The sequence below is a fragment of the Aeromonas sp. FDAARGOS 1418 genome (assembly GCF_019048585.1).
GTDB classification, from domain to species: domain Bacteria; phylum Pseudomonadota; class Gammaproteobacteria; order Enterobacterales; family Aeromonadaceae; genus Aeromonas; species Aeromonas caviae.
Map to the genome: position 1 here is coordinate 4,028,962 of NZ_CP077387.1, position 13,702 is coordinate 4,042,663.

The 13,702-nt window shown below is 62.5% G+C and carries 12 protein-coding genes; 3 read left to right on the plus strand and 9 right to left on the minus strand.

Annotation, left to right across the window (positions count from 1 at the left end; genetic code table 11):
- Positions 1-35 precede the first annotated feature (35 nt).
- The 9 genes from fliH to I6L48_RS18850 all read right to left on the minus strand — a co-directional run bounded on the left by fliH (position 36) and on the right by I6L48_RS18850 (position 8,777).
- Positions 36-839 (minus strand): flagellar assembly protein FliH, encoded by an 804-nt coding sequence (gene fliH, locus I6L48_RS18810; RefSeq protein ID WP_010673918.1) that lies wholly within the window; start codon positions 837-839, stop codon positions 36-38.
- Positions 840-909: 70 nt separating this feature from the next.
- On the minus strand, positions 910-1,971 hold the full coding sequence (fliG, locus tag I6L48_RS18815; RefSeq protein WP_216987592.1) for a flagellar motor switch protein FliG: 1,062 nt from the start codon (positions 1,969-1,971) through the stop codon (positions 910-912).
- Complete coding sequence (gene fliF / locus I6L48_RS18820) at positions 1,964-3,664, minus strand: flagellar basal-body MS-ring/collar protein FliF (protein WP_041212623.1); 1,701 nt, start codon at positions 3,662-3,664, stop codon at positions 1,964-1,966. Before fliF ends, fliG begins: the two co-directional genes overlap by 8 nt.
- 55 nt (positions 3,665-3,719) lie before the next feature.
- Complete coding sequence (fliE, locus tag I6L48_RS18825) at positions 3,720-4,037, minus strand: flagellar hook-basal body complex protein FliE (RefSeq protein ID WP_029314161.1); 318 nt, start codon at positions 4,035-4,037, stop codon at positions 3,720-3,722.
- A gap of 379 nt (positions 4,038-4,416) precedes the next feature.
- Entirely contained in the window at positions 4,417-5,193 is a 777-nt protein-coding gene (locus tag I6L48_RS18830) for a lipoprotein (protein ID WP_041212621.1), read from the minus strand.
- Positions 5,194-5,296: 103 nt separating this feature from the next.
- Positions 5,297-5,722, minus strand: a complete 426-nt coding sequence (gene arsC, locus I6L48_RS18835) for a glutaredoxin-dependent arsenate reductase (RefSeq protein ID WP_216987593.1) — start codon at positions 5,720-5,722, stop codon at positions 5,297-5,299.
- A 51-nt stretch (positions 5,723-5,773) separates the two neighbouring features.
- Entirely contained in the window at positions 5,774-6,838 is a 1,065-nt protein-coding gene (gene arsB, locus I6L48_RS18840; RefSeq protein WP_216987594.1) for an ACR3 family arsenite efflux transporter, read from the minus strand.
- Between the two features lie 84 nt (positions 6,839-6,922).
- The gene (locus I6L48_RS18845) at positions 6,923-7,291 is read right to left on the minus strand and encodes a helix-turn-helix transcriptional regulator (RefSeq protein WP_039039917.1); all 369 of its coding nucleotides are present in this window, start codon (positions 7,289-7,291) and stop codon (positions 6,923-6,925) included.
- 394 nt (positions 7,292-7,685) lie between these two features.
- Entirely contained in the window at positions 7,686-8,777 is a 1,092-nt protein-coding gene (locus tag I6L48_RS18850; protein ID WP_216987595.1) for an HD domain-containing phosphohydrolase, read from the minus strand.
- A gap of 267 nt (positions 8,778-9,044) precedes the next feature.
- Here I6L48_RS18850 and rimO point away from each other — a divergent pair, with 267 nt between their 5' ends.
- The 3 genes from rimO to I6L48_RS18865 all read left to right on the plus strand — a co-directional run bounded on the left by rimO (position 9,045) and on the right by I6L48_RS18865 (position 13,702).
- A complete protein-coding gene (gene rimO / locus I6L48_RS18855; RefSeq protein ID WP_010673908.1) occupies positions 9,045-10,373 on the plus strand; it encodes a 30S ribosomal protein S12 methylthiotransferase RimO in 1,329 nt (442 codons plus the stop codon).
- Between the two features lie 545 nt (positions 10,374-10,918).
- Positions 10,919-12,601, plus strand: coding sequence for an ABC transporter substrate-binding protein (locus I6L48_RS18860; RefSeq protein WP_010673906.1), 1,683 nt, complete (start codon positions 10,919-10,921; stop codon positions 12,599-12,601).
- Positions 12,602-12,718: 117 nt separating this feature from the next.
- Positions 12,719-13,702, plus strand: a complete 984-nt coding sequence (locus I6L48_RS18865) for an ABC transporter permease (protein WP_010673905.1) — start codon at positions 12,719-12,721, stop codon at positions 13,700-13,702.

The following is a 13,702-nucleotide window of genomic DNA, read 5'->3' on the forward strand; positions in this document are numbered from 1 at the left end:
GGGCGCTGCACGACGGGTTCGAACCGGGCCATGGCTCAGCTCGCGTTGTCACGCAGGAAGTTGCGCAGCAGCTGATCGATGCGCCCACAGAGGGTGAGATCGATGCTGGAAAGCTCGGTGGCCAGTTGCAGATCGCCGGGGGAGAAGGTGGGCTCGCTTTGCAGCCGCCAGTGGCGCCTGGCGCACTCCTCGGCGCCAAAGGCGGCCTCTACCCGGGTCACATCCTCCGGATGCAGCATCAGGGTGACCCCCTGCTCGGCGGCAGGGAGCAGGGCCAACCCCTGCTTGAGGGCCTCCAGCAGCAGCGTGGGGGAGGTTTGCGCCTCATGGCGGATGAGGGCGCGGGCGAGCTGTTGCACCAAGGCGATGAGCTGCTGCTCCACCGCCTCGTCCATCTCGCCAAGGGGAGTGGCCAGGCGTGAGACCAGGGCTTGCCAGCGGGCTATCTCCAGCTCCACCTGCTCCCGCCCCATGGCGAGTCCCTCTTCCCTGCCCTGCTCCAGCCCGGCCTGGTGGCCCTGCTGCAAGCCTTCGAGCTTGCCCTCTTCCAGCCCCTTGGCAAAACCGGCCTCGCGCCCATCGCGCATCCCCTCTTCCCAGGCGGCCTGACGAATCGCCTCCACCTCTTCGGCGGTGATGCTGGGGGCGGGCTCTTCGGGTTGTTCTTCCGGCAGGGCCGCATCGGCCTGCTCCTGACGATACCAGTCAGGAGCCAGCCCCAGGGCATTGGTCTCGACCTCGGCTTCGGTCTCCATCTCTGGCCAGCCCCAGGTCTCAATCTGCGCCGTGTCGGACTCGGGCCTCAGATAGCCGCGCAGTTTGCTGTTCTTGTCATTCATGTGCCGAAGAGACTCCTATCGAGGGCCGGGTACAGGGGCCGACATCATCGCACATTCCATGGCCCATGGCTTAGAGGAACTCTTCGCCACCACCCGCCCCCAGCATGATCTCGCCCGCATCCGCCAGGCGGCGCGCCGTGGAGAGGATCTCCTTCTGGGCGGCTTCCACCTCGGAGACCCGGATCGGCCCCATGGCCTCGAGGTCGTCCGCCAGCATCTCGGCGGCCCGCTTGGACATGTTCTTGAATACTTTTTCCCGCATCTGGTCGTCCGACCCCTTGAGGGCCCGTTGCAGCAGATCCCCGGGCACTTCCCGCAGCAGGGTCTGGATACCCCGATCGTCCACGTCGATGAGGTTTTCGAACACGAACATCAGATCCTGGATCTGCTGGCTCATCTCCTCGTCCGACTCGCGGATGGAGTCCATCAGCTGCCCTTCGATGTTGGTGTCCAGGTAGTTCATGATGTTGGCCGCCGCCTTCAGGCCGCCCATCTTGGCCGCCTGGGCACCGGCTGCACCGGCGAACTGTTTCTCCATGATGTCGTTGAGCTCCTGCAGCGCCGCCGGTTGCACCTCTTCGAGGTTGGCAATGCGCATCACCAGATCCAGGCGCACCTGCTCCGGGAACTGGCTCAGGATCTCGGCGGACTGTTCCGGCTCCAGATAGGAGAGGACGATGGTCTGGATCTGCGGGTGCTCGTTCTGGATGATGCTGGCCACCTGGCGGGCATCCATCCACTTGAGGGAGTCGAGGCCGCGGGCACCTGACCCCAGGATGATCTGATCCACCAGGTTGCTGGCCTTGTCCTCCCCGAGCGCCGCCACCAGGGCCTTGCGCACGAAGTCTTCACTGCCGATGCCGATGTTGGTGTACTTCTGGATGTCGTCGATAAATTGACGATGCACCGCCGCCACCCGATCGTGGCTGAAATCCGACATGGAGGCCATGGACATGCCGAGCCGCTGCACCTGCTTGGGCTCGAGGTGGCGGAAGATCTGGGCCGCGTCCTCCTCGTTGAGGCTCAGCATCAGCACCGCAGCCATCTCCATGCCCCCCATCTGATCCAGGATCTGGCGCTGGCTTTCGGTGATGTCGTTGCCGGTGACCTGGCTTTTATTCTCTTCAGGCATCTTTGGTTACCCATTCTTTGATGACCTGGGCGGCCAGGTCAGGTTCGTTCGCTACCAGGGCGCGCACGGCCTTGAGCAGATCCTCGTCACGGTGCAGGTCAGGCAGCTTGAGCTGACCATCCCGCAGACCGAATACCGGTTCGGCCTCGGCCTGGGCGGCCAGCAGGCTCAGTTCGTCATCGCCACCCAGCACGGTGTGGTTGTCGAAGTCCAGCTCCCCTTCCGGCTTGGCGTCCGGGTAGAGCAGGCGCTTGAGCATGGGCCGCACCACGGTGACGATGAGCACTATGATGACCAGCACGGAGGCGGCGATGCGCACCGCGCGCCAGAACCAGGGCTGCTCGTAGAGAGGAATGTCGGCAACGGTCTCGAGTTCCGGGCGGTTGAACGGAATGGCGACCACCTCCAGGGTATCCCCCCGGGTCACGTCAAAACCCAGACCGCCGCTCAGCAGACGGCGCAGGGTATCGAGTTCGGCCTGGCTGCGGGCTTCCCGGGTCACGGCACCGTCGGCGCCGGGGATGGCCTTGTAATCCACCGCCACCGACACCGTCATGCGGCGAATGCCGCCCTGCTGGCGCCGGATGTGGCTGACGGTGGTGTCCAGTTCGAAGTTGCGGGTCGCTTCCTTGCGGGAACGGCCGGAAGAGGCGGTTCCTTCCCCGCCGGCTGCCTGCTCGGGAATGTTGGACGCAGCGGGCGGCTGGTTGGAGAGGGCGCCGGGTACCCCGCCGTTGCTGCCGCTGGCGCTGTTCTCTTCCATGGTCATTTCGGAGCGCACCGCCGGCAGGTCCGGGTTGTAGGTCTTGCGGGTCTGCTCCTGCTGGGAGAAGTCGAGGGAGAGATCCACCTCCGCCGTATAGTTGTCGGCCCCCAGCACCGGGATCAGGATGGCGTCAATTTTTTGTTTGTATTCGAGCTCCTGCTTCTGCTGCATCGCAAACTCCTTGCGGGTCTGGGCAGAGAGGGGATCCTGGGAGCCGGAGTTGAGCAGGCGACCGTTCTGGTCGGTCACGGTGACGCGGGTCGGCTCCAGACCGTGAACGGCGGAGGCGACCATGTCGACGATGGAGTCCACCTCACCCTGGCCCAGGGCGTTGCCCTTGAGGCTCAGGACCACGGTGGCGCTGGGCTTGCGTTCGTTGCGGGCAAACACGTTGTCTTTCGGGATGGCCAGCAGCACCTGGGCCTTGGCGACGTTCTGGAACTGCTCGATGGCGCTCGCTAGCTGACGCTCGCGGCTCAGTTTCAGGCGCTCGCTCTCCATGCGCTGGCTGACGCCGAAGCTGGAGTCCTTGAGCAGGATGGCTTCGCCGTCGTTGCTGGCGTCGCTGTTGTTGGCCAGACCGGCGCGGGTCAGGCGCAACCGGATGTCCGCATAGTTTTCGGCACTGACCAGCACGCTCTTGCCATCCACCTGATAGGGGATCTTCTGCTGATCCAGGTAATCCAGGGTGGAGACCAGCTCCTGGGTGGTGAAGGTGCCGAGGGGACGCATCTCCGGCTCCTTGCCCCACAAGAGGATGAAGACGGCGATGGCCAGACAGATGGTCAGCCCCAGGATCAGGGTGATCTGGCGCAACACATCGGTGTTGGACAGGAAGCCCAGCGCCGAGCTCTTCTGCTCGTGCTCGTCGAGGGCGGCCGCCCCCTCGTTGTTGATCAGCAGATCGCCGTTTTGATCAGTTGCCACGGTTTATGTCCTTGTTGCTGACATCTTCATGATGCTCGGTCGTCATGGGCCCGAGTTACACCGGCATGTTCATGATGGTCTTGTAGGCATCGACCATCTTGTTGCGCACCTGCACCGTCGCCTCGAAGGCGATGGAGGATTTCTGACCGGCGATCATCACCTGGGAGAGATCCACCGACTTGTCGCCGAGATCGAAGCGGGTACGCAGATCGTTGGCGGTGCCCTGCAACTCGTTGACGTTGTCCAGGGCCTGTTGCAGCATCTGGCCGAAATCCGAGCTGACCGGACGACCGGGCTGGGTCAACGGCGTGGCACCGGCTTCCACCTTGAGGGCCTGCATCTCTTGCATCAGGCTGCTTGCGCTAATTTCCATCTTCCCTTCCCAGACAAATCATTGACACTGACTGGCTTGAAGCAATAAAGGTGCCAACCAGAGCGAGATCTCGAGATCAGGGATAAAAGTGGGGCGCGATCAGGCCGGCGGGCACCGGCCATCCGGGGATCAGGTCGCAGATCCGGGGGGATCGCCCAGCAGCAGCCGCAGGTAGATGCTCTGCTTGTCCCACTCCCGGCGGTGGGCAACCATCCGATCCTGTTCGGCCTCATGGGTCATCTTGCTCTCCTGGTCGCCGGACTCTGTGCGGCGCCCATGAAAAAGAGGGCCCAAGGCCCTCTTTTTACTGCAAGTCCCGACAAGTAAACAGAGTGCACCTCGATCTCCTCCAAGAAAAAACGAGTCAGATCGGCAGGGATCACTTGTTCAGGTCATCATCCAGCCAGTACTTGGAGCCCGAGATGTTGGCGTCAAGCAACAGTCCCTTCTCGCCAATCTGATAGATGGCCATGCCCCCATTGTATTTGGCGGTGAGCTCGGCGCTCTCCTTGCCCGCCACGGCGCCCACCTCGGAGGTGGCTTCCCACCCCTTGCTGACGAAGGCATCGAACCTCGCCTTGTCTTCGAACAGGATCACCTGCTGGTAGAACTTGCCGCCGATCCCGGCCGCAAGACCGGCACCGAACATCTTCATGTAGGTGTGCTTGCCACTGGTGCGATTGACGGCGACCCCGGCCCCCTGATTGGTGTGGATCATCAGGGAGAACTTGCGCGAGTCGAACACCGCATAGCCATAAGCCTTGTCAAACAGCAACTTGGCCGAGGGCTGCTCGTTGAACAGCCGCACCAGGGCGGTATCGGCCATGGTATCGAGGGCGGTTCTCGCCTCCTCCGGGGTCTTGGGCTCGAGCATGGTGTCGAGCTTCTTGTCGGCGGCGGTCAGCCACTCCTTGCCGGTGGCCGCACTCTCTGCCGTCCAGGCCCCCGCCTTGTTGTAGGCCTCGGCCCCCCAGCTGGACACCGACTCCCAGGTCTCTTTGGAAAAATCGGTGATCCCCTTCCACGCCTCCTTGCTGGTATCGCTCACCGCGGTACCGAGTTCGGAGGCGGCCTCCTTCAGCTTTGCCCAGTCGGCCAGACCGGGGGTTGAGGCCAGCGCCAGTGCCGTGGCTATCACCAGGAATCGAATCTTCATTGTTTCCACCCTCTGTGATGAGTCGAAGGTCACAGTAGCAGATCTGGCGCCTGCCCGTTAAGGGCATCCCCCCGGCGCGGGTCAGACGCTGACGCGCAGGGGCTCAACGAAGCCGTTTACCCTGGCCGTCCACCACCTGCTCGCCATCCTCCTTGGCAAAGGCCCCTTGCTGCGGGTCGGGCAGGATATCGAGCACCACCTCCGACGGGCGGCACAACCGGGTGCCGAGGGGGGTGACCACGATGGGCCGGTTGATGAGGATGGGGTCGGCCAGCATGGCATCGATCAGTTCGTCATCGCTGAAGCGATCTTCTGCCAGCCCCAGCGCCTCGTAGGGGGGCACGTTCTTTCGCAGCAGATCGCGCACCGGCATGCCCATGGCGGCGATCAGGGCCACCAGCTCGTCGCGGGAGGGGGGCGTCTCCAGATAGTGGATGATGGTGGGCTCCACGCCGCTGCTGCGAATCAGCGCGAGGGTGTTGCGGGAGGTGCCGCACTCTGGATTGTGATAGATAGTGATTGCACTCATTTGCCTGTCTCTCATGACTCAAGTGAATAGAAATGGGTTAGTGGCCATCCGTTAGCGCCTTAGTCCCGCCTCGTACCAGGGTTTGCTGGCGTTGACCACGCGCACCACCAGCAGCATGACCGGCACCTCGATGAGCACCCCGACCACGGTGGCGAGCGCCGCGCCCGAATGAAAGCCGAACAGGCTGATGGCGGCGGCCACCGCCAGCTCGAAGAAGTTGGAGGCCCCGATCAGGGCGGAAGGGCAGGCCACCGAGTGCTTCTCCCCCACCTTGCGGTTGAGCCAGTAGGCGAGCCCGGAGTTGAACAGCACCTGGATCAGGATGGGCACCGCCAGGAGGGCGATGACCAGCGGCTGCTCGATGATGGCGTTGCCCTGGAAGGCGAACAGCAGCACCAAGGTGAGCAGCAGGGCCGCCACCGACCAGGGCTGGATGCGGGTCATGACGCCGTCAAAATGGGCCTGCCCCTTTCTCAGCAAGGCCTTGCGCAGCAGCTGGGCGAGGATGACAGGGATGACGATGTAGAGCCCCACCGAGGTGAGCAGGGTATCCCAGGGCACGACTATGCTGGAGACCCCGAGCAGCAGCGCCACCAGCGGAGCAAAGGCAAACACCATGATGAGGTCGTTCACCGCCACCTGCGACAGGGTGAAGTAGGGATCGCCGTTGGTGAGGCGACTCCAGACAAACACCATGGCGGTGCAGGGGGCCGCCGCCAGCAGGATGAGACCCGCCACGTAGCTGTCCAGCTGATCCGCCGGCAGCCAGTCGGCAAACAGCACGCGGATGAAGAGCCAGCCGAGGAAGGCCATGGAGAAGGGCTTGACCAGCCAGTTGATGAAGAGGGTGACCCCAATACCCTTCATGTGGCCCTTCACCTGATGCAGGGCACCAAAATCTATCTTGAGCAGCATGGGGATGATCATCACCCAGATAAGCAGCCCCACCGGCAGGTTGACCCTGGCCACCTCCATGGCGCCGATGGCCTTGAAGAGCTCCGGCAGGCCCTGCCCGAGGCCAATGCCCACCAGGATGCAGAGGGCGACCCAGGCGGTCAGATAACGTTCAAAAAAGCCGATGGCAGGGGCTGCCTTGGCCTCACAGATTGCAGACATGATGACTCCCGGTGCGATCCACGCTCGCACCCCAGGTTGAATAGATGAATGGCACGGCACATGGGCATCGACAGCCCTGGCCCGTTACGACTCGCCGCAGCAGGGCGACGACCCCTCGGCGCGGGAGGCGCTACCGGGCCCGGCGGGCAGCAGGCCGCACGCCTCGGGATGACCGGCGCAGCACTCCTCGGTGAGGTAGGCGATCACCCCCAGCATCAGGGGGATGTTGGCGCGATAGCGCAGAAAGCGCCCCTCCTGCTCCACCGACAGCAACCCGGCGTTGAGCATCCCCTTGAGGTGAAACGAGAGGGTATTGGGGGCGATGTCGAGCTCGCCGGCCAGCTCCCCCGCGACCCGCCCCTCCAGCCCGGCCTTGACCAGCAGCCGCCACACCTCGAGCCGGATGCCGGAAGCCAGCGATTCAAAGACCTTGGTGGCCGTCTCTTTGTTCATGGGTCTCCCCCCTTGGATGCTTCATTTCAACTATACAAGAATTATTGAAATGATCAAAGCGTCACCACCGAGCCGACATCGCGACGGGACGGGCCGCCAGAGGCGCCGCCCCGGCCATATCGTGCCCGCCAGCGGCCTCATGCCAGTCATACGGCTAATATCTGGCCTCTCTTTATAAGGCACTCTTATGACCGTACCCTGGACAATCCTCCCGTTGGCCGCCCCGCCCACCGCGGCGCCCTGCCCCGCCGCAAAGCCGCAATGCCGCAGAGCCCCCCCCCCCGGCGCCGGATGCACCTCAAGGCGATGAAACAAGAGAGGGCCCCAGGGCCCCGCCATCAGATGACGGGGCCTGGGGAATCCGGGAGAAGCCGGGGAGGAGAGAGAGGCGCAATCAGGTGATCACGGGATCCCGATATTGCCGATGGATGGCACAAAACGCCTCCCGGCTTTGCAGCGCCGCCGCGACGCAGACAGGGTCGAACTGGCTGCCGGCATGGGTCTTGAGGTACTCGAAGGCCGTTTCGAGGGGCCAGGCCTGCTTGTAGGGGCGCTCGCTGGTGAGGGCGTCAAACACATCCGCCACCGCGACGATGCGGGCCTCCAGGGGGATCGCCTCCCCCGCCAGTCCTTCCGGGTAGCCCTGACCGTCGAAACGCTCGTGGTGGTAGGCGATGATGTTCTTGAGCATGTCGGTGTGATGGATGCCGTCCAGGCCGAACTCGCGGATCATCAGGGCGATCATCTCCCGCCCCTTGAAGGGGTGGGTCTTCATCACCCCGTACTCCTCGGCCGTGAGCTTGCCCGGCTTGAGCAGGATGGCGTCGGGCACCGCAATCTTGCCGATATCATGCAGCTCGGAGAAGAGGTGAATGAACTCCACCTCCTCGTCACTCAAGGGGTAATGGGCCGCCACCTCCCGGGCGATGAGCCGCGAATAGGCCGACATGCGGTGCAGGTGATTGGCGGTCTCCTCGTCCCGGTAGCGGCTGAACTCCCGCACCGTGGTCAGGGCCCCGTTCAGGGTCTGGATGGAGAAGAACTCCACCGCGATGATGGCCGCCAGGATCTGGGCATAGGCCGCCAGCTCACCGCAAATGGCGCCATCGAAGTAACCGGGCTTTTTGGCATCGCAAAACAGAAAGCCGAACAAGCGACTGTTGAGCAGCAGCGGCTCGGTATAGCTCGACGCGTACCCGGCCGCCAGCACTTTGCGGCTGTGCTCGGAGGGGGAGCCCAGCAGGGAATCCAGGGTATCGAGCACCCTGGGCTGCTGGTGCTCGGCCAGGTAGCGCAGGGAAGGCACCTCGCTCAGCCTGACCTCGTACTGCAACAGCGGCGAGCCCCCGTCCGTGCTGTGGGCAAAGGTCTTGAGCTGGTCCGTCTGCGGGTCGTAGATGGCGATCGCCACCCGGCTCAACTTGTCAAACCGCTGCCTGAGGGTGGCGTGCACGTTCTGCACTTTCTCACCAAATGAACTCTCCATCCCGCACATCCTTCTGATAGGCCTGTTGGGAGTATAGTGACACCCGTTTTGCCCCTCCTGCCAAATGGTGACGGCGCACAGGGATCGTGATCCCGCCCGCACTGGCGACGGCCCCCTCCCTGCCCGTGGTCATGTCACGCCCGCCCCACCCCGCGTCCCCGGACAAAGAGATTGTTCGCTTCCGACGTGTCGGCTGTATAGTTTTTGGTTAGCCATTCCGGTAAAATCCGCGCCCTTGAATAAGAGCCACCTAAGAGTGATTGAGCGATGTCCAACACAAAACAGGCCCCCAAAGTAGGATTCGTCTCCTTGGGTTGCCCCAAAAACCTGGTCGATTCCGAACGCATCCTGACCCAGCTGCGTACCGAAGGGTACGACGTGGTGCCCAGCTATGACGATGCGGAGCTGGTGGTGGTCAACACCTGCGGCTTCATCGACAGCGCGGTACAGGAGTCCCTGGAAGCCATCGGTGAAGCCCTGGCCGAGAACGGCAAGGTGATCGTCACCGGCTGCCTGGGTGCCAAAGAGAACCAGATCCGCGAGATCCACCCCAAGGTGCTCGAGATCACCGGTCCCCACGCCTATGAAGAGGTGCTGGGCCACGTCCACAAATACGTGGAAAAACCCACCCACAACCCCTTCACCAGCCTGGTGCCGGCCCAGGGCGTCAAGCTGACCCCGCGCCACTACGCCTATCTCAAGATTTCCGAAGGCTGCAACCACCGCTGCACCTTCTGCATCATTCCCTCCATGCGCGGGGATCTGGTGAGCCGCCCCATCGGCGAAGTGCTGGCCGAAGCCAAGCGCCTGAAAGAGGCTGGCGTGAAGGAGATCCTGGTGATCTCCCAGGACACCTCCGCCTACGGCGTGGACGTCAAGCACCGCACCGGTTTCTACGACGGCATGCCGGTCAAGACCAGCATGGTGGCCCTGTGCGAAGAGCTGGCCAAGCTCGGTATGTGGGTGCGCCTGCACTACGTCTACCCGTACCCGCACGTGGATGACGTCATCCCCCTGATGCGCGACGGCAAAATCCTCCCCTACCTCGACATCCCGCTGCAGCACGCCAGCCCGCGCATCCTCAAATTGATGAAGCGCCCCGGCTCCGTCGAGCGCACCCTGGAGCGGATCCAGAAGTGGCGCGAGATCTGCCCCGAGATCACCCTGCGCTCCACCTTCATCGTCGGCTTCCCCGGCGAGACCGAAGAAGAGTTCCAGATGCTGCTGGACTTCATCGACAAGGCGGAACTGGACAGGGTTGGCTGCTTCAAATACAGCCCGGTCGAGGGTGCCAAGGCCAACGAGCTGCCGGATCCGGTGCCGGCCGAGGTGCAGGAAGAACGCTTCCAGCGCTTCATGGAGCTGCAACAGCAGGTCTCCATCCGCAAGCTGGCCCGTAAAGTGGGCAAAGAGATGCTGGTGCTGATCGACGAGGTGGACGAAGAGGGCGCCACCGGCCGCTCCGCCGCCGATGCCCCCGAGATCGACGGCCTGGTCTACCTGAACGGCGAGACCGGCCTCAAGCCCGGCGACATGGTCAAGGTCCGCATCGACGAAGCGGACGAGTACGACCTCTGGGCCAGCCTGGTGGAATAATCACGCCACTCCCCCTCAAAGCCAGTCGGTCTCACCGACTGGCTTTTTTAATGTCCGCCGCCCGTCAGGCTCTTGCATGCCCCCCTGTCATCCCCTGTCCCGCCCCTCATCACCGATCTCCCTCCCCTCCCTCTTTTCGCACGCGCCCGTGAACCAGCGCACACTTCTCTCCTGCCACATGAGCCGCTTGTTTCCTGCGCAAAAATAAGCCGTGTCAACGGGGAAAAAACGAGCACGATCCAGCTCACATTATCGTTGTCACAGGGAGTGGCAAGGTGACTTTTTACTTTGTGAGAATTAATGCAACTGTATAATTTAAAAGGATTAAAAATACATTTTGACGATAATGACGTGCGCCGTGCAATTTTTACGATATCGACGAAATGAAGAGTTGTTGTTTTCCTGTTAATTCTGCTTTTCTAAGGGCGTTGGACGACACAACTACAAGGGTGCAAAACCTGACCAACAGCGAGGGCCGGTATCCAAGCATGCGATGTCGGTGCTCCATTCCAAAACCATGGAAGACCAATAAGAAAGGAAAAAATATGCTTGCCAAAGTATCCAAAATCGCAACCTCAGTCATGCTGGGAACTCTGCTTGCCGGTGCCACCGGCACAGCCATGGCCGCCGACAACAAGACGGTGCTGACCCTGGTTGCCCAGCAGGAAACCGCATGGGTCAAGAACTTCAACCCCTTCCTGCAAGCGGGTCTGCTCCACACCACCCGTCACTTCATCTATGAGCCGCTGGTGATCTTCAACGATATGCAGGGTGGCAAACCCGTCTATCGTCTGGCTACCCACTACGCCTTCAGCGATGATCTGAAATCCGTCACCTTCGACCTGCGCGAAGGGGTCAAGTGGTCCGATGGTGAAGCCTTCACCGCCGACGACATCCTCTTCTCCTTCAACCTGGTCAAGGCCAACAAGGCGCTGGACGAGCGCTCCATCTGGACCCAGATCAAGGGTGTCGAGAAGCTGGGTGACCACAAGGTCAAATTCGACCTGGCCGAGATCAACACCAACGTGGTGAACGACCTGGTGCTGGTGCCCATCGTGCCGGAGCATCAGTGGAAGTCGGTGAAAGACCCGGTGGCCTTCACCAACGACAAGCCGGTCGGGACCGGTCCCTTCACCGAAGTGGACAACTTCTCCGCCCAGCTCTACACCCAGTGCCGCAACCCGCACTACTGGGACAACGCCAGCCTCTCCATCGACTGCCTGCGCATGCCGCAGATGGCCACCAACGACCAGGTACTGGCCGCCGTGATGAAGGGTGACGTGGACTGGTTCGGCTCCTTCGTGCCGGACATCGAGCGCCTCTACGTCGGCAACGATCCCAAGAACAACAAGTACTGGTTCCCCGCCTCCGGCACAGTGGCGTTCAACGTCAACTTCCAGAGCAAGAACCCGGGCAACCACGAAGCCTTCAACGACATCAACTTCCGCCGCGCCTTCTCCATGGCCATGGACCGCCAGTCCATGGTGGACATCGCGGGCTACGGCTACCCCACCGTCAACGAGTACCCGTCAGGGCTTGGCAAGGCATTCGCCTCCTGGGACAACCCGGACGTCGAGAAGAAGTACGGCAAGTACAACAAGTTCGACCTGGAAGGGGCCAAGGCCCTGCTGAAACAGGCGGGCTACAAGGACTGTGACGGCGACAAGTTCCTCGACACCCCGAGCTGCAAGAAGATCGAGTTCAAGGTGCTGGTACCGAACGGCTGGACCGACTGGGTCAACACCGTCCAGATCGGGGTCGAAGGCCTGCAGGCCCTGGGCCTGAACGCCAAGACCGCCACCCCGGAAGCCACCGTCTGGACCGAGTCCTTGATCACCGGTGACTTCGACGTCGCCCTGCAGGGTTACTTTGCCGGTGCCAACCCGCACAAGTACTTCGAGACCGCCTTCCACTCCCGCAACATGGGTGAGCGCGGCAACCGCTTCGCGGCGCCCCGCTACAAGGATCCCGAGCTCGACAAGCTGATCGACGACTTCACCCAGACCGCCGATGCGGCCAAGCAGAAGGAGATCATGTTCGCCATCCAGGAGCGTGTCGGGGCCAACCAGACCATCATCCCGGTGTTCAACAACCCGACCTGGTACGAATACAGCACCAAGCGCTTCAACGGCTGGTTCAGTGCCGACAACCCGGTCGCCAAGCCGCAGGTTCACCCGGACACTCCGGAGCGTCTGCTGCACGTGCTGTCACTCAAGCCAAACAGCTAATCACCCCGGCCCCCTGCGGGGGGCCCTCTTCCCCGCCATGTCTTCCATCCCCCGCACCTGCCGGGGTTGGGGGAGCTTTGCCCGGCGCGGGGCAGGCTTGCAGTAAAAGGTATCACCATGGGATTTATACTTAGACGCTTCTCCTTCTATCTGGTCGCCTTCCTGGTGGCCGCCACCATCAACTTCCTGCTACCCAGAGCCATGCCGGGGGACCCCGTCTCCGTCATGTTTGCCCGGGCCGGCGCCATGATGGAACCCGCCGCGCTGGAAGCCCTCAAAGCCACCTTCGGTTTCGTGGACGGCCCCATCGGCACCCAGTTTCTCACCTATGTGAAGAGCGTCTTCACCTGGGATCTCGGCACCTCGGTGCGCTACTACCCCCAACCGGTTGCCGACGTCCTCGGCCGCGCCATCGGCTGGACCCTGTTCCTGGTGGGCACCTCCACCATTCTGAGCTTCTCCATCGGCTCCATCGTCGGCATCTTCGCCGCCTGGTACCGGGGCGGACGCATGGACAGCATCCTCTCCCCGCTCACTCTGGTGATGCAGGCCATCCCCCCCGTGGTGGTCTCCCTGCTCGCCCTCTTCCTGTTCGGAGTGAGCCTCGGCTGGCTGCCCATCGGCTACGCCTACAGCCCCGAGATCCCCGCCGATTTTGGCTGGGAACACATCAAGAGCATCCTGCTGCACGCCATCATGCCGGTGGGCACCCTGGCCGCGGTGCAGGTAGGGGGTTTTCTCATCACCATGCGCAACAACATGATCAACCTCCTGGGAGAGGACTACATCACCATGGCCAAGGCCAAGGGGCTCTCCAGCAACCGGGTGATCTTCAACTACGGCGCCCGCAACGCCGTGCTGCCCAGCGTCACTGCCCTCTCCATGGCGCTCGGTTTCGTCATCGGCGGATCCCTCATCACCGAGGTGATCTTCAACTACCCCGGCCTGGGATTGACCCTCTATCAGGGCATCCTGGCCCGTGACTACCCCCTTATCCAGGGGCAACTGCTCATCATGACCATCACCATGCTCAGCTTCAATTTCCTGGCGGACGTGCTCTACGTCTTCCTGGATCCCCGTCTGCGTACAGGAGGCAAATAA